Below are 16556 nucleotides of genomic sequence, written 5' to 3' on the forward strand. Positions count from 1 at the left end.
GAAAGATCCAAAATCCCCCACTGAATTTGGCTATACATGGGATGAACTGTTTGAAAATCCAAATCTTGTAGAGGGTTTTTTGGATGAAAAGTATTTTGAGGAAGGCTATCAATATCTAAAAGATATGCTAGATTATTCGCTAGAAAATATCCGTCGTGTGAATGAAAAGCAAAAAGTAGATATGTTTTGGTTCTATTTTGGACTGCTTGATTATTTAGGGCATTTTACAATGCATGACAATAATAAAACATTAGTGAAAAAAGCTATTAAGGATATAGACTACTTTATTCAGGAAATGATTAATATTTTCCAACCTGAAAACATTCTTGTTATTTCAGATCATGGACAATTACCTTACAAAGATTATTTTCCTAATACTAGTGAAAAAATTATTCGAGAAGCGTTTGGTTTATCAGATGATTGCATTTTTCCTAAAAACAAAATTATTTTAAAAGCTCGAAATAAAGGGTTTATGACTTCTTTCCATTCGTTAAAAGGGACGATTCTCTACAATGGAAAGGAGATTAAAAAATCTACTATTCAAGGTACACGCGTTATAGATATTTATCCAACGATTTTAGAGTTATTTAATATCAAGGTCCCTGAAGGAAGAAAAGGTTATATTCCGGATATCTTTAATAAACATGAACTAGTAAATAAAGATAGAAAACTAGGCGATTATTTACCTACATTTAATGAAAAAGTATTAATTGTTCAAACATGTGAAGTAAATGTTATGAATTCATATTTCAGTAAGTATTTTTATCAAAATCGTTTTAAAGATATTTATGTACTTGGACAAGAAAAGTACCGAGATATTTTTTTAGCTGGAGATCATATTAAAGGCTTTATATCCGTAAATGAAAAATATGATAAATCTAAGTTTGTGGATATTGTTGTTCCATATAAAAATAACCGTTCAGATGAATTTGAATTTATTAGCATAAAATAAAGGAGAGCATGTTATGAAATTTGCACTAATTTTAGCTGGCGGAACAGGGCAACGTATGGGTAATGTAGAAATGCCAAAACAATTTTTGCTTTTGAATAATAAGGCGATAATTTTACATACACTCGAGAAGTTTTATCTTTTTAAAGATGAATTAACAAAAATAATTGTTGTAACACATCCTAATTGGCTCGCTTATACACAAGATTTGATTAGGAAAAATTTCGAAAAAGATAGTTCCATATTTGAAGTCATTAAAGGTGGGGAAACTCGTAATGATACGGTTTTATGTGGGATAAACTATATTAGTCAAAATTTCGAAATAACAAAAGATTGTATCGTCTTGACACATGATGCAGTCCGTCCATTTATTAGTTACCAAATTATTCGAGAAAATATAGATAAAGCAATTCAGTATGGTGCAGTTGATACGGTAATTGATAGTATCGATACAATTGTTTATTCAGAGGATGGAAACGAAATTACTTCAATCCCAGAAAGAGCAAAATATTATCAAGGACAAACACCTCAGTCTTTTAAAGTTAAGGAATTAATAGTAGCTTTTAGCCAACTGGCGAAAGTACAAATGGACACTGCAACGGATGTAGCAAAGTTGTATGGTTTGTTGGATAAGTCTGTTTATTTAGTCAAGGGTGAGCAACTAAATTTTAAAATAACGACTCCATTTGATTTAACAGTAGCAAAGGCATTATTAGAAAGGAAAGGATAAGATGATTAATCAAGTAATTCAACTGACTAAACCAAAAACATTTGAAATTGTAACACAGCATGTTGAATTGCTAGAAACAAATGTTATTGTACGTCCCACATATCTTTCTATTTGTCATGCAGATCAAAGGTATTATAAGGGTATGCGATCCGAAAAAGTATTAAATAAAAAGCTTCCAATGGCTTTAATTCATGAGGCTATTGGAGAAGTTCAATATGACCCCCTTAATCAGTTAAAATATGGGGAAAGGGTTGTTCTCATTCCAAATATTTCTGGAAGCTTTTTTGGCTTCCCCCCGTCCCTAAGTGAAAAAAATGAGAAAATTGGCGAAAATTATTGTTTGAATGGGAAATTCAGGTCAAGTGGTTTCGATGGCTTCATGCAAGAAATTGTATCCCAACCAAGAGAGTTAATAATTAGAACACCAGAGTTTATACCGGCGGAAATTCTAGCCATTACAGAATTAGTTTCGGTGTGTGTTCATTCTTTAAAGCGTTTTTCATATTATTCTCATGGAGTGAACGACACTTTTGGTGTTTGGGGTGACGGAAATATTTCCTATATTTTGTCGTTGTTAATTAAGAGAGAATATCCGAAATCAAAAGTAATTGTTTTTGGGAAACATGTAGACAAGCTAGAAATGTTCTCATTTGTTGATGAGACATACCTATTAAATGATAAAACAGATGGTTTAATAATCCATCATTTTTTCGAATGTGTTGGTGGAGAAGCCCAGACTGATGTGTTAAATAGAATGATTGATCTAGTCTATCCAGGTGGAACTATTTCAACTTTAGGTGTTTCTGAAACAGCAGTACCTCTAAATGTTCGATTACTGATGGAGAAAGGAATTGTATTAGTCAATAATAGCCGTAGTGGTGTGAAGGATTTTCAAAAGGCTATTGATTTTATGCAAGAGGTGAATATAGTTTCCTATCTAAGTAGCTTGATTAATAATGTAATTAAGGTGGAAAGTATTAAAAACATTCATCAAGCCTTTGAGATGGATAGTTTAAAGCATTATGGAAAGACGGTGATGGAGTGGAGAGTGTAGAAAAAAAAAATAATGTAAGTGTTATTATTTTGACAAAAGATAAAGTTGAATATTTAAAACAGTGTATTAATACCCTAGAAAAATACCACAACATGGATAATGATGAGATTATCATTATAAGTAATAACAGTGTGGAAGAACACACATTTGTATATTTTAATGAATTAAAAAAGAAACCCAACTATCGAATTATTGAATATAATCTCCCCTTTAATTATGCTCTTTTAAATAATTTTGGAGTTAAGCATGCTACGGGGAAATACTTGTTATTTTTAAATAATGATATGGAGTTTATTTTACCCAACACAATAAATAATCTAATTGATATTTTAAATCAAGAGAATGTTGGTGTTGTGGGAGCAACCCTTTTGTATCCAAACAATACAATCCAACATGCGGGTGTCAATTTACATAGTAAAGGTGCATGGCAACCTTATCGTTATGCTTTATTAGAGGAATTACCACATTTGAGAATAAATCATCAAGTTTCTGCAGTTATTGGTGCATGTCTATTAATTCGACGAAATGATTTTGAGAGATTACAGGGGTTCAATGAGAATCTAAAAGTTGTATTAAATGATATAGATTTATGTTTAAGGATGAATAAAAAAGGATTTAAAACCATTTGTGCAAAAGATACAATTATCCACCATGAAGGCATTTCTAGAGGAAAGGAATCTCCTCCAAGTGATGTAAGTACATTCATTTCCATTTGGGAAGGTTTACTTTATAAAGGAGATCCATATGATATTTCATTAGAGATAAGTCAGAAGCATTTAAAGAGAAATTTTGAGGAGTTTCTTATTGAAAAAGAACGACCAATTTATGTTTTTGGAACAGGTGAAAAAGGAAAAACTGCTCTAAGTTTATTAGAAAAATGGAACATTCAAGGTTATATAGATAATGATAGAAACAAATGGAAGACAAAATTGGATGATTATCACGTATATTCTCCTAGAATTTTAGAAGAGTTATCAGTAAAGCCCTATGTGGTAATTGCATCTTATTATTACAATGAAATCCGTGAGCAAATAGAAGCATTAGGTTATAAAAATCAAAAAGATTTTTATAGATTATTTTAAAATGGTGTAAAGTGAAGTGTCTCATTTTAACAGTGAAAGCGCTAGATTATAAGAGAGCCAAATATATGTTTAAAAATTTTTAAAAAAATTTCCTTAAACAGAAAACTTTTTATGTGAGGTTTAAAATTATGAAATTAATAGCATTTTATTTACCGCAGTTTCATCCTATAAAAGAAAATGACGAATGGTGGGGAAAAGGTTTTACGGAATGGTCAAACGTAACGAAATCAAAACCATTATTCAATGGACATTACCAACCTCATTTACCGTCTGAACTTGGTTTCTACGATTTAAGGTTACCTATAATCATGGAAGAGCAATCTAAATTAGCTAAAACTTATGGAATAGATGCTTTTTGTTACTATCATTATTGGTTTAATGAGAGGCTTCTTTTAGAAAAACCCATAGAGATGATGTTAAAAAATCCAAATGTAGATATGCCATTCTGTTTATGTTGGGCAAATGAGAATTGGACAAGAAGATGGGATGGGAAAGAAAAAGAAATACTTATTGCACAAAATTATAATACATATTCTGCTGAGAAGCATATGGAATGGCTAATGCCTTATTTTAAAGATTCTAGATATATGAAAATAGAGGGAAAACCTATATTTTTAGTTTATCGTGCAATGGATATTAAAAATATGAAATCTATTATAAGAAAATGGAATAATTACTGTATTGAAGAAGGATTGAATGGAATTTATACAGTTGCAGCTAACACTGTTTTTAATGAACTTTCATACGATGAATTAATTGATTTGGGCTTCGATGCTATCTATAATTTTGAACCAAATAGTTTTAAGGGAAGTGAACAAGAAAATGTTGGATTAACAAAAACAGCAGTTTATAACTATAAATCATTTGTGGATATGTCAATAAAAAAAGAGTTTCCTGATGATATTACGATTTTCCCTACAGTTTTTCCGAATTGGGATAATTCTGCTAGAAGAGGTGAAAATGCTAGTATAATTCAAATTGATGATCCAAATGATTATAGTTATTGGCTATACAAATCGATGGAGAAAGTAAAAAATTATACTATAGATAAACAAATTATATTTATAAATGCTTGGAATGAGTGGGCAGAAGGAGCACACTTAGAGCCAGATGTAAGAAATGGAAGGTTATTTTTAGATATAACTTTAGAAACTATTAATAATTTTAAAAGTGGAGAATTTAAAGTTAAGGACTATCAAATTATAAAAAACAAACAAAAGAGTAACAATTATATACTTTTAGATGAATCAACACCAATATTTATTTGGGGTATTGGAAAACGAGGGAAAACTACTTTTGAAAAATTACCGATAAAAACTAACTTTATTGGATTTATTGATTCTAATATAGAGAAACGTAATAGTGAAATAGAAGGTTATAGTGTATTAAATTGGGAAGTCGACAATAATAAAATTATGGGTTATAATCCGATAATTTTGGTTGCTTCTTCATTTGATGATGAAATAATGGAAACTTTACAACATGCAAACTTAGAGAAAGATAGGGATTATACTAATAAGCTTAACGTAAGGTGGTTAACGTTTGAAGGTATAAAGTATTTAAATATTTATGATTTGGAATGAATTTAACTATATTAGTTAAATAGACTGCAAGTTAAAAAGAGTAATTGAGTACATGTGTATCTAAGGGAATAAATCCACATTTAAAAGTTTTATTTCCGCTAATATTTTAAATAATGGCTAGATGGGGTGATTTGTAGTGACGCAGGAGTATATAATTTTTGGAACAGGAAGTGTGGGACGAAAACTTTTAGAATACTTTAATAGATATTTTCCTCATATTAAAATTGCTTATTTTTTAGATAATAATATTAATAAGAATGTTAATGGTTATACTGTAAAGCACCCAAGTAATTTGGTGCTAAATAGAAACCAAAAAATTCTAATTGCTAGTTCATATGCTGAAGAAATTATTGTACAGCTAGAAAAAATGAATTACCAGCAAAATCTACACTTTTATGATGCGAGAAGTTTACCTGGATTATTAGCGAGATATGAAAAATTTTTACTTAATAAAAATAAACTTGATGAAAATAAAATTAAATATAATTTTATTGACATTAATAGACTAAAAACGAAAAAAACAAGTGATCGATTATTTATTCTTGGTACAGGGGGAACTATAAATGACATTACCGATGAACAATGGGGACATATAAAAAAATATGACTCTTGGGGAATGAACTATTGGAGTTTACATAGTTTTGTACCTACTTATTATACCTTTGAATTTTTCTATAAAACAGAAAATCTAGATAATTTAATTAAACTAAATAGATTACTAAATATTGAATATGACTTTATTAAAGAATTAGGGAATATGGAAGATAATAGTATCAGTATTTTAAAATCAGAGAATAAAATAATTCCATTTTTACAGAATCATTACTTAGATTTTTATTCAAAAAAAGATTTCGAACAAAGGTTTGATTTATTGAAAGAACTGAATTTAATAGAGGACGATAATTGTTTTTATTCATTTGTTAGTACAGCTGTCACTATATTCTCTATTGCTATTAGGTTAGGGTATAAAGAGATTATTTTTTGTGGTGTTGAATTAAAAAATAATGGTTATTTTTATGATGATTACGATGATGTTAATGAATATTTTATTCCAAGATCTGATAAAAAACAATTGACTCATGAGACTTTTTGTGATCAATCAGAGAATTTAGGAGCAGATCAAATGATTTTTTTATTATATGAGAAATTTAATGAATCAAAAGAATTGAAACTATATACTGCAACAACTAAATCAGCCTTATATCCAAAATTACCTCTCTATAATTGGGAGTAGAATGAAGCAAAATGAAAAAACAACAAATTAGGTAAGCAAAGGAGGAGCTTTATGAAAGTGCATGCTTTTGTACCTGCAAAAAGTGTAAGTAATAGAGTTCAAAATAAAAATCAATTAAAAATTTTTGGAGAAGCTTTATATGTTAACGCTTTAAAAACTTTATCTAGAAGCACTGAAATTACAAACTTTTATATAGATACAGAATCAGAAAATTTTATCAACCATGCGGTTTCAAAAGTGTCTAAATGTTCCGCAATGAAGAGAGATTTACAATACGCTACGAATGAAACAGATGGAAATCAGTTGTTATTAAATGAAGCTAATTTTTCAAAAGCTGACATTTATGTTCAACTGTTATGTACCAGTCCGTTTATAAGTATTGAAACAATTGATAAAGGAATTAGAATTCTTAAAGAAAATCAGGAATACGACTCTGTAGTTGCTGTTAGACGTGAAAAGCTATATTTATGGGATGAGAGTGGTCCACAATACGATATTAATAATATTCCAAATAGTAATACACTTTCAGATACAATTATTGAAACAATGGGATTATATATAATACGACATGAAACTTTAATAAGTACTAAAAAAAGAATAGGGAATAAACCATATTTATTAGAAGTATCACAATTAGAAGGAATTGATATTAATTACCCAGAGGATTATGAGTTTGCTCAAATTATTGAAAGGGGTTTAAGAGGATGAAACACAATTTTAATCTTTTAAAGCGAATTTTATCTACTGCAATTATTTCAGATGTATTCGATGAATTAGGTATTACTGGGATGCTTTCAGACAAATTTAAATCAAATTTTGAACATGCAAAGTTATGCGGTAGAGCAAAAACTATTCATGTTGTGAAAAGAGAAGATAATGAACCTATAAACAGTATATATAATGGGTTAAAGATCTATTCTACTGTTAAGGAAGATGATGTGATTGTAATAAAAAATGAACTTGGACATTTAGCATATTGGGGAGAACTAAATACAATGTTAGCTTTAAGAGAAAAAGCATCAGGCACAATTGTAGACGGAGTAACTAGAGATAATGCCCAAACAAGAGCTTTAGATTATCCTGTTTTTGCAAAGGGGAGGTATTCAAAAGATATAAAAAATCATGGTGCCATCCATGATTTGAATTGCCCTGTGACCATAGATGATATCTCCATTATTCCAGGTAACTTAATCTTTGGAGATATTGATGGAATAGCTGTTATTCCTAGTGATAGAGAAGATGAAGTGATTAAACGTGCATTAGAAATTGCATTTAATGAAAAATCTCTAATTGGAGATATAGTTAAAGGATTAGAGCCGCATAGTTTAGTTGAAAAGTATGGTTTTTTTTAGGAGGAAGTAAAGGATGATAATGCCAGATTTGTCTAAAAAATATGAACATGAAAATAATTTTTATTTATCTTGTGATAATGCAAGAATAGGGAAGTTAATTGCACATTATGAACTATATAAAATGGTATTAGATATTCCAGGACAAATTGTTGAAGCAGGTGTTTTTAAAGGAGCTTCATTTGCAAGATTTGCCGCTTTTCGCACCTTATTAGAAACAAATTTTTCTAAGAAAATAATTGGATTTGATATGTTTGGAGAATTTCCAGAAACCGATTATGAGTTAGATAAAAATTATAGAGAAAATTTCATTAATACTGCTGGTAGTAAAAGTATTAGTGAGGACCAGTTATTAGAGATATTAGATTATAAGAAATGTAATGATAATATAGAACTTATAGCTGGAAACATTTTAACGACAGTTCCTAAGTATATTGAAGAAAATCCTAATTTAAAAATATCATTATTACATATAGATGTAGATATATATGAGCCAACTGTGGTTTTATTAGAAAATTTATATCCTTTATTATCCAAAGGAGGGGTTTTGATATTGGACGATTATGGATTTTTCCCAGGAGAAACGAAAGCCGTAGATGAATATTTTAAGGGGAAAGATGTTGAAATTAGAAAATTTCCATTTAGCCATACCCCAGCATATATTATAAAAAACAATTTTTAAATTTTAAGTATCATTAAAATTATAAAAACTTAGTCTTGTATTTTTTCAGATAATTGAATTAATGGTTTTCGATATGGGGAAATTTATTTATGTACTGAATGTTATATTTTATTTTTGTTATTAGAGAGTATCGAGATAATTTAAATTTTTTATACAAAAAGTATCTTATAAAACTTATTTTACTTTTTATTGAATTAACAATTTAACATCAAAGTAGCTATGTAAGGTATTAAATGGATATATATGAATTGTCTAAGTATTGTTCAATTTTTTAATACTTATAAGTGTTTAATTTTTGATTGTAGTATTTAAATTGATGAAATTTCAATTGTGTAAAGGTTTATAGATGGAGGTTTTTAGAATGTTATTTAATTTTGAGGGAGAAACGAATAACAAGGAGCCATTTGTGTTATTAGCGGGTCCATGTGTTATTGAAAGTGAAGAACAAGTTTTATATATTGCAAAATTCATGAAAGAACTATCCGAAGAACTAAAAATAAATTATGTATTTAAAGCATCTTTTGATAAGGCAAACCGTTCATCGATAAATTCATTTAGAGGACCAGGTATTCAAAAAGGGCTAGAAATTTTAAAGAAAGTTAAGGAAAATTTTAATATACCGATTGTAACTGATATACATGATGTATATCAAATAGAAGAAGTAGCTAAAGTAGCTGATATAATACAAATTCCAGCTTTTTTATGTAGACAAACAGACTTGTTAGTTGCAGCAGGAAAAACGAATAAAATTATAAATGTAAAAAAGGGACAATTCTTGGCTCCATGGGATTGTAACAACATAGTTGATAAAATTAAAACTACTGGAAATCATAAAATAGTGTTAACAGAAAGAGGCACTTCTTTTGGGTATAATAATTTAGTAGTGGATATGCGTTCGTTACAGATTATGCGATCACAAGGTATTCCGGTGATATTTGATGCTACACATAGTGTCCAAATCCCAGGTGGAAATGGAACTTCGTCATCAGGAAACAGAGAATATGTAGCGAATTTAGCTCGAGCTGCAATAGCATCTGGAGTAGATGGTATATTTATGGAAGTACATCCAGATCCAGAAAATGCTTTGTGTGATGGTCCGAATATGCTTTCTTTAACTGATGTAAAAGAATTACTAATTATATTAAAAAAAATTGACAAAATTGTTAAAGGAAGTAATTTGAAATGAGTCAAGTTTATTCTTCTATTAAAATATCAGAAATTGTTGAAAAGGTATTTGTGAATGAAATTGAGGCCTTGGAAAAAGTAAAAGAACAATTATGTTCTGATAGTTCATTTTCTCAAGTAATTGATTTAATTCAAATGTGTACTGGTAGGATTATTTTTACGGGTATAGGGAAATCTGGGCTAGTCGCACGTAAAATTGTAGCAACTTTTCGTAGTTTAGGTTCTCCGGCAATTTTTCTACACCCGACAGAAGCGTATCATGGTGATTTAGGAATAGTGTGTGAAGATGATTTGATTTTTATTGTATCTTATGGTGGTGAAAGCGATGAACTTAAAAATTTATTGCCATATTTAAATAATAAAAATCGAAATATGGTTAGTATTTCAGGTAATCCTAATTCAACTATAGCTCAATATTGTAAATTTAATTTAAATATAAATGTAGATAAAGAAGCGGACCCTTTAAACTTGGCTCCAACTTCAAGTACAACTGCAACAATGGTTTTAGGAGATGCTCTTGCAATAACTGTAGCTCAATTAAAAGGAGTAAGGAAAGAAGAGTTTGCTGCAAATCACCCTGCAGGTATTTTGGGGAAACGTCTCTTATTAAAAGTTAATGATGTGATGGAATCAGATTTAAACTTGATTAATGTTACTCCAAATACCAAATTAAAAGATGCTTTATTTATAATAACAGCTTCTTATATGGGGGCTATTAATGTAGTAGATGAAAGTGGAAAATTATTAGGGATATTAACAGACGGAGATATTAGAAGGTATCTAATAAAGAAATCATTTTCTTTGGATATTTTCGTGAATGAAATTATGAAAGAAAATTGTAGCACTTTACTTACAAACACATTAGCATATGATGCTCTTAAACTTTTAAAAGACAATAGAGTGAGTGTAATGCCAATTGTCACTTTAGAAAATGAAGTAATAGGGATGATTAGCCTTCAAGCATTACTAAATGCAGGAATATAGGGGTGAATATAATGAATGAAGTTGTTAAAATTTCAGATCAACTGCTATCAATTAAAGCAATTGTCCTTGATGTAGACGGTACACTTACAGATGGGTCTATTACTATTGGTTCAAATGGTGAAGAATATAAAAGCTTTAATGTTAAAGATGGTTTAGCTATTACTTTACTCCATAAGATGAATATTACTCCTATTATCATAACTGGAAGATCTTCTAATATAGTTTCAAAGAGATGTGAGGAATTAAATATTAAACATGTTTATCAAGGGATTAAAGATAAAAGAGAATGTTTAGATAATCTATTACATAATATTGGCTTGGATTATTCCAATATTGCTTATATAGGAGATGATATTAATGATATTCAGGCTGCCTCTACCTGTAGTTTAGTATTTGCTGTGGCTGATGCATGTAAGGAATATAAAGAGATAGCTCACTATATCTCAAGTTATAAAGGGGGAAAAGGGGCTGTAAGAGAATGTGTAGATTGGTTACTAAATATGCGCAAGATAAACTGTATTGATTTGTATTTTTCAAATGCTCACTAAAAATGCAACAAAATTAAAAATGAAGTGTAAAAAATAGTTATATTATATATCATAATTTGAATTTTTTTATAGCTTAGGAGTTCAAAGACTTTTTAGAATTACATTATAATTTCTTTTATAAATATGCAAGCAAATTGAGAGAGGTGATTAAATGTTTTTAGACGGAAAATTTTTAAATCAAGATATTAAGATTAAAGATTTAAAAGGCGATTTTAGTTTTCCTCTGAATGATATATTAAAAATTAGTATAGTTCGTACCTTGCCCTTTGAATATATAGAAAAATTTATGGCCCCTTTCTTTTCTTTATTGGAGAAGGATGGGATTTTCATATATACCGATTATGATACCTCTCTTATGAAAATTCCAGTTCAGGAAAAAACTGATTTTTTCATATTCTGGATAGATTGGCGATTATACATGGATAAGATGGATCCAAAGTCCCTTTTAGAATGGCTAAAAACAAGACTAATTGATATGAATAAACCAATCCTTATTAATAACTGGCCAACATTTTGGGAAATGGATGAGCAGCAGTATGCTGCACATGTTTCAAAACGTTGCTGGATTTATGAATTTAATTATTTGCTTGAAACATTAAAAAGTGAGTTTAATAGTCTTGAAATTATAGATGTAAACTTATTTGCTAGCAAAATAGGAATGAACTCGTATGATAGACGAAATGAAGAAGTTAGCAATTATCCACTTTCAAATCAATTAACTTTACAATTATCACGACATATTGCACTGAATCTTATTCCTGCCATGCTTGAACCAAAATTAAAAGCAATCGTTTTAGATCTTGATAATACACTTTATAGAGGTGTTTTAGGGGAAGATGGGATTGAAAACATCATACTCACTGAAGAGCATAAACAGCTTCAGCAAGTATTAAAAAAAATGAAAGAAAATGGTATATTACTAGCAATAAGCTCTAAAAATAATGAACAGGATGTTATTCATATGTTTGAAACACGAAAAGACTTTCTGTTACAAAAAGATGATTTTACATTTATAGAAGCAAATTGGCATAATAAGGCTGAAAATATACAGATGATGGTAAATAAATTTAATTTTGATTCATCTGCTATGTTGTTCATAGACGATAATCCTGCAGAAATTGCGCATGTTAAAGAACAAGTGCCGTCTATCCACACCCTAATGGCAGATGTTACTGGTAAAGAGACCGTACATCGATTATTAAATTATCCTTATCTTTATTCTCGAAAAAAAGATGATTTTGCAACTCTACGTCAAAAGGATATTTTAGCGAATCAAACACGCGTAGAGCTTGCCAATAAAGCTAAGGATAGCAATAGTTACCTTGCGTCCCTGCACATGAAGGTTTTAGTATTTGAAAATAACAAAGAACATACACAGCGCGTCTATGAAATGGGCCAAAAAACGAATCAATTTAATTTAGCTTTGCAACGTTTTACAGAAGGAGATACTTATCAAAAGGAAAGTGCTAAGAACTACTATATTTTTACAGTTACATTGTCCGATATGCTAAATGACAGTGGGGTCATAGGGAGTTATATAGCTCAATTGAACGATAAAAAGGCAGTTTTTGAAGAGGTCCTGTTTAGTTGTCGAGCATTGGGGAGAAAAGTAGAAGATGCTTCTTTACTGTTAATATTAGAAAGCCTTCAACAGCAGGGCATTACAGAAATTGAATTTGCAACGGTAGAAGGACCACGAAATAAACCAGCGCTTGATTGGTACAATAGTATTTACAGATCATCGAATATTACCGATATAATAAAAGGACTAAAAGAAAAATTATCGGATTATCCTGCGGAGGTTAGTTGGAATAATGAAAGAAACAATTAATGAAATTATCATAGAAATTTTAGAACTTGATGCTGTCAATGAAGAACAGATGGATCGTGAAAAAAATGCAGGATGGGACTCTATTAAGCATTTAGAAATTATTATGGCTATTGAAGAAGAATTTGATATTCGGTTTACGGCATCAGAGGTAACACAAGTAAAAAATGTTACAGATTTATATACAATGATTGAGGCGAAAGTAAATGCTTGATAATAAAATGTTTGCTTTTCATCATGTAGGGTTAGCTTGCAAAAATTTAGAAAAAGAGATGTTAGCACATGAAATGTTGAACTATGTGAAAGAAAGTGGAATATTTGAAGATACTAATCAGCAAATTCGTGGTGTTTTTATGATAAATGGAGCATTTCGAGTAGAATTACTTGAAGCACTTTCTGAAGATTCTCCTATTAACAATTATCTAAAAAAAGGAATTCGCATGTATCATCAATGTTTTACAACACCAAATTTACAAAATGCGATTGATTATTTAGTTCAACAAGGTGCAATGCTCATTGTACAGCCTATTGAAGCTGTAGCATTTGAACATAGGAAAATTGCTTTTTTATATTTAAGATCACAGATGCTAATAGAGCTTATTGAACAATAGAACGGAGTGAATCATTTGGAAATCCGTTTTTTTAAAAAAACAGAAAAAAGTCTTTTAATGCAATCAATACATAGCATTTGGGCTAATAACCATATTTTATCTAGAGATGAAAACCTCTTAAATCATATGTTTTACGAAACACCTGGTCATAAATTAATTACGGATAGAGAACACTTTAGCTTTTTGGGTGCATGGGATGACAATAAAGTAATAGGTTTGCTTGGGGTAATGCCTTTTCCATTTAATTTTAATGGAAGAAAGAGTTTAGGCTGTTGCTTGACTAACTGGATTGTCTCACCGGAAGCACGTGCGACAGGTGCTGGTCTAGCACTAATCGATAAGGTACATTCTTTTAAACCAGATATGATACTTTCGTTAGGAGTTAGTAATGAAGGTTCAAAAGTTTATAAACTCATGAGATGGGATGTACAGCCAGATGTGCCACGATGGATAGGATTAATAAATAAAAACCGTACTGTAAGTGCATTATTAGGTGGCGAATCTCAACCTCTTCGTTACTATGATGTTATTAAACCTCTAAAGTACGAAGGTACATATACTGTCGAACATAATGATAAGCTAAATGAAACTGATTGGGATGCTTTTTATAGTTCTAATTACTCCAAGAAAAGTGTGGGAATTAATCGGAATGCAGAATTTTTTAAATGGCGTTATGAAAATCACCCGTCATTTGATTATAAATTTGTAATTTGTAAATGCGAGAGTAATATTAAAGGGTTAATGGTATATAGAATTGAGAAACTTAAATCAGGAGATAAAATAGGACGTATTGTTGAATGTATAACAAGTGACCAAGATAGCGCGATATCTTTGGCTAATGCATTGACTGATAATCAAGATTTATTGTTTTATGATTTTTATTGTTTTTCAAATTCTACCACATGGGGATTAGAAGCAATCGGATTTAAGAAAGTATATAAATCTGAACAAGATCTATATACTATCCCATCTCGTTTCCAGCCAGTGGATTTAGAAAATACGGATATGTTAGCTGCTGTATTTTTTAGTGACAAGATAAAAAATAAGTGGAATTCTGTAGTTTTAGATAGTCTATATATTACGAAAGCAGACTCAGATCAAGATCGCCCAAATTAGTGAGAGGGATATAAGTTTATGCAAGATATTGTAATTATGTATCATTATGTGCGTGAGAAAGAGAGCTGGACAGGTAGTGTACCAATCAGTCCAGAAGATTTCCGAAAACAAATTGAGTGGGCTAAGGAAAATTATGAAATTATCTCACCTGATGATATGAATAAAATAACGAAAAAACCGAAGTGTATTATTTCTTTTGACGATGCAACAAAAGATCAATATACAGTAGCTTATAAGATTTTAAAAGAATTAGATGTACCAGGTTATTTTACAGTTATGTCTGCACCCTTAGAATGTGGTGTTATACCAATTTTTCATTTAGTGCATACGGTTCTATCACATTTTAATGACGAAGAAGTATGGAATGAACTAAATGCAAAATTTGAAATTCCTGATTTAACAGAGAAAAGTGCTTATTATAGTTATGAGCCAAATATATATCGTCGCTATAATAAATATGTTTTTAATTTTTTACTTGATGAACAGTCTTGTCGGCGTTATCTAGAAGAAAAAGTGGAAAAATTATATGGTTCAATTCAATCTTTTATTACAGCATTTTATATTTCTATAGAAGAATTAGTCGAAATGAAAGAAAACGGCATGACACTGGGTGTACATTGTGTTAAGCATTTGCCCTATAAAGGAGATGCGCAGGAATTTTATAATACAGAGATTGCTCCATGTAAAGTATTTATGCAACAAGAATTAGGAATTACCCCAAAATGGTTTACCCCAGCATTTGGTGGTGGTGAAAATGCAATACAAATGCGTGCTGACTTAGAACCAATTTTAAGAGCAAATGGATTTAATGGTGCCTTTACAACTATTGAGGATTATACAATATTAAGTAATAATAATTTTTGGTTTAATAGATTTGACTGTAATCGTTTAAAGTCTATTCAATAATTGTCAATTCTACTTTTTAAGTTGAAGTAGGTTACATGAAGTTCAATAAATTTTCAATAACAAAATTATGCTGTAAAAGCATATATGAAAAATAATAAATATTTGAAAAAAATCCCTCGATTTAGATATTAGTATCTGAACTCGAGGTTTTTATCTTTTATTATCATTATTATTACTTGGTCTAAAGCAGGACTAATCTTAAAGATAAGAAGATATCAAGTATTTGTTTACCAAAAAACCTGAAACAATAGAAATTCCTTCCGATAATAATGTTAAGCAAATGAAAAGTTTAGGAGGTTGAGCTACATGCGTATTGCATCGCAGGGGCAGGCAATGGAAACGATTACTGCACCAACAAATACGAAGGCAATGAATGTGCAGGAGAATATGACGCCTAATGTTTCAACAATCACGAACTCTCAACCGATAGTAGAAAAAGCTACTGCTGTTGGAGAAGATCAAGAAGTTACAAAGGAGAAACTACAAAAGGCTGTTGATGTTGTAAATGAATTTTTGGAAATAAATCACAGCTCCTCGAAGTTTGTTTATCATGATGGCTTGGAACGCTATTATGTAACAATAGTCAATCGTGATACAGACGAGGTTGTTAAGGAAATTCCACCAAAAAGATTATTGGATGCATTCTATGAAATGCAAAAAATGGTGGGAATGATAGTAGACGAGAAAATATAAACATAATTAGGAGGATTTTAAT

Annotated in this window: 18 protein-coding genes; all 18 read left to right on the forward strand. The window is 30.0% G+C overall.

Annotated elements, in window-relative coordinates; genetic code table 11:
* A partial coding sequence (locus tag B2R82_RS15065; RefSeq protein WP_286925705.1) for an alkaline phosphatase family protein occupies positions 1-952 on the forward strand: 952 nt, incomplete at its 5' end.
* 13 nt (positions 953-965) lie between these two features.
* Positions 966-1679, forward strand: a complete 714-nt coding sequence (locus B2R82_RS15070) for an IspD/TarI family cytidylyltransferase (protein ID WP_286925706.1) — start codon at positions 966-968, stop codon at positions 1677-1679.
* Between the two features lies 1 nt (position 1680).
* The gene (locus B2R82_RS15075; protein ID WP_286925707.1) at positions 1681-2733 is read left to right on the forward strand and encodes an alcohol dehydrogenase catalytic domain-containing protein; all 1053 of its coding nucleotides are present in this window, start codon (positions 1681-1683) and stop codon (positions 2731-2733) included.
* On the forward strand, positions 2721-3815 hold the full coding sequence (locus B2R82_RS15080; RefSeq protein ID WP_286925708.1) for a glycosyltransferase: 1095 nt from the start codon (positions 2721-2723) through the stop codon (positions 3813-3815). The genes B2R82_RS15075 and B2R82_RS15080 overlap by 13 nt, the downstream gene beginning before the upstream one ends.
* 128 nt (positions 3816-3943) lie before the next feature.
* The gene (locus B2R82_RS15085) at positions 3944-5398 is read left to right on the forward strand and encodes a glycoside hydrolase family 99-like domain-containing protein (protein ID WP_286925709.1); all 1455 of its coding nucleotides are present in this window, start codon (positions 3944-3946) and stop codon (positions 5396-5398) included.
* 136 nt (positions 5399-5534) lie between these two features.
* A complete protein-coding gene (locus B2R82_RS15090; protein WP_286925710.1) occupies positions 5535-6632 on the forward strand; it encodes a hypothetical protein in 1098 nt (365 codons plus the stop codon).
* A gap of 51 nt (positions 6633-6683) precedes the next feature.
* A complete protein-coding gene (locus B2R82_RS15095) occupies positions 6684-7340 on the forward strand; it encodes a cytidylyltransferase domain-containing protein (protein ID WP_286925711.1) in 657 nt (218 codons plus the stop codon).
* Positions 7337-7984 (forward strand): RraA family protein, encoded by a 648-nt coding sequence (locus B2R82_RS15100; protein WP_286925712.1) that lies wholly within the window; start codon positions 7337-7339, stop codon positions 7982-7984. The genes B2R82_RS15095 and B2R82_RS15100 overlap by 4 nt, the downstream gene beginning before the upstream one ends.
* Before the next feature lie 13 nt (positions 7985-7997).
* Entirely contained in the window at positions 7998-8663 is a 666-nt protein-coding gene (locus tag B2R82_RS15105; RefSeq protein ID WP_286925713.1) for a TylF/MycF/NovP-related O-methyltransferase, read from the forward strand.
* A 361-nt stretch (positions 8664-9024) separates the two neighbouring features.
* A complete protein-coding gene (gene kdsA / locus B2R82_RS15110; RefSeq protein ID WP_286925714.1) occupies positions 9025-9849 on the forward strand; it encodes a 3-deoxy-8-phosphooctulonate synthase in 825 nt (274 codons plus the stop codon).
* The gene (locus tag B2R82_RS15115; protein WP_286925715.1) at positions 9846-10832 is read left to right on the forward strand and encodes a KpsF/GutQ family sugar-phosphate isomerase; all 987 of its coding nucleotides are present in this window, start codon (positions 9846-9848) and stop codon (positions 10830-10832) included. The genes kdsA and B2R82_RS15115 overlap by 4 nt, the downstream gene beginning before the upstream one ends.
* A gap of 11 nt (positions 10833-10843) precedes the next feature.
* Positions 10844-11380: a KdsC family phosphatase gene (locus B2R82_RS15120; RefSeq protein WP_286925716.1), complete on the forward strand. Its 537-nt coding sequence runs from the start codon at positions 10844-10846 to the stop codon at positions 11378-11380.
* 355 nt (positions 11381-11735) lie between these two features.
* Positions 11736-13211 carry an HAD-IIIC family phosphatase gene (locus tag B2R82_RS15125; RefSeq protein WP_286925717.1) on the forward strand — a complete coding sequence of 492 codons (1476 nt, stop codon included), beginning with the start codon at positions 11736-11738 and terminating at the stop codon, positions 13209-13211.
* Positions 13195-13422: an acyl carrier protein gene (locus B2R82_RS15130; protein WP_286925718.1), complete on the forward strand. Its 228-nt coding sequence runs from the start codon at positions 13195-13197 to the stop codon at positions 13420-13422. The genes B2R82_RS15125 and B2R82_RS15130 overlap by 17 nt, the downstream gene beginning before the upstream one ends.
* Positions 13415-13819 carry a VOC family protein gene (locus B2R82_RS15135; RefSeq protein ID WP_286925719.1) on the forward strand — a complete coding sequence of 135 codons (405 nt, stop codon included), beginning with the start codon at positions 13415-13417 and terminating at the stop codon, positions 13817-13819. Before B2R82_RS15130 ends, B2R82_RS15135 begins: the two co-directional genes overlap by 8 nt.
* Before the next feature lie 15 nt (positions 13820-13834).
* Positions 13835-14935: a GNAT family N-acetyltransferase gene (locus tag B2R82_RS15140; RefSeq protein WP_286925720.1), complete on the forward strand. Its 1101-nt coding sequence runs from the start codon at positions 13835-13837 to the stop codon at positions 14933-14935.
* An 18-nt stretch (positions 14936-14953) separates the two neighbouring features.
* On the forward strand, positions 14954-15841 hold the full coding sequence (locus B2R82_RS15145) for a polysaccharide deacetylase family protein (RefSeq protein ID WP_286925721.1): 888 nt from the start codon (positions 14954-14956) through the stop codon (positions 15839-15841).
* Between the two features lie 306 nt (positions 15842-16147).
* Entirely contained in the window at positions 16148-16534 is a 387-nt protein-coding gene (locus tag B2R82_RS15150; protein WP_283870842.1) for a flagellar protein FlaG, read from the forward strand.
* The last annotated feature ends 22 nt before the right edge of the window (positions 16535-16556 follow it).

This window comes from Lysinibacillus sp. UBA6686, from assembly GCF_002455205.1.
GTDB classification, from domain to species: domain Bacteria; phylum Bacillota; class Bacilli; order Bacillales_A; family Planococcaceae; genus Lysinibacillus; species Lysinibacillus pakistanensis.

Excerpts from the sequence above, each read along its gene's own strand:
- B2R82_RS15070 (WP_286925706.1), top strand. The coding sequence starts at position 966 with ATGAAATTTGCACTAATTTTAGCTGGCGGAACAGGGCAACGTATGGGT.
- B2R82_RS15075 (WP_286925707.1), top strand. The coding sequence starts at position 1,681 with ATGATTAATCAAGTAATTCAACTGACTAAACCAAAAACATTTGAAATT.
- B2R82_RS15085 (WP_286925709.1), top strand. The coding sequence starts at position 3,944 with ATGAAATTAATAGCATTTTATTTACCGCAGTTTCATCCTATAAAAGAA.
- B2R82_RS15095 (WP_286925711.1), top strand. The coding sequence starts at position 6,684 with ATGAAAGTGCATGCTTTTGTACCTGCAAAAAGTGTAAGTAATAGAGTT.
- B2R82_RS15100 (WP_286925712.1), top strand. The coding sequence starts at position 7,337 with ATGAAACACAATTTTAATCTTTTAAAGCGAATTTTATCTACTGCAATT.
- B2R82_RS15105 (WP_286925713.1), top strand. The coding sequence starts at position 7,998 with ATGATAATGCCAGATTTGTCTAAAAAATATGAACATGAAAATAATTTT.
- kdsA (WP_286925714.1), top strand. The coding sequence starts at position 9,025 with ATGTTATTTAATTTTGAGGGAGAAACGAATAACAAGGAGCCATTTGTG.
- B2R82_RS15115 (WP_286925715.1), top strand. The coding sequence starts at position 9,846 with ATGAGTCAAGTTTATTCTTCTATTAAAATATCAGAAATTGTTGAAAAG.
- B2R82_RS15120 (WP_286925716.1), top strand. The coding sequence starts at position 10,844 with ATGAATGAAGTTGTTAAAATTTCAGATCAACTGCTATCAATTAAAGCA.
- B2R82_RS15125 (WP_286925717.1), top strand. The coding sequence starts at position 11,736 with ATGAAAATTCCAGTTCAGGAAAAAACTGATTTTTTCATATTCTGGATA.
- B2R82_RS15130 (WP_286925718.1), top strand. The coding sequence starts at position 13,195 with ATGAAAGAAACAATTAATGAAATTATCATAGAAATTTTAGAACTTGAT.
- B2R82_RS15135 (WP_286925719.1), top strand. The coding sequence starts at position 13,415 with ATGCTTGATAATAAAATGTTTGCTTTTCATCATGTAGGGTTAGCTTGC.
- B2R82_RS15145 (WP_286925721.1), top strand. The coding sequence starts at position 14,954 with ATGCAAGATATTGTAATTATGTATCATTATGTGCGTGAGAAAGAGAGC.
- B2R82_RS15150 (WP_283870842.1), top strand. The coding sequence starts at position 16,148 with ATGCGTATTGCATCGCAGGGGCAGGCAATGGAAACGATTACTGCACCA.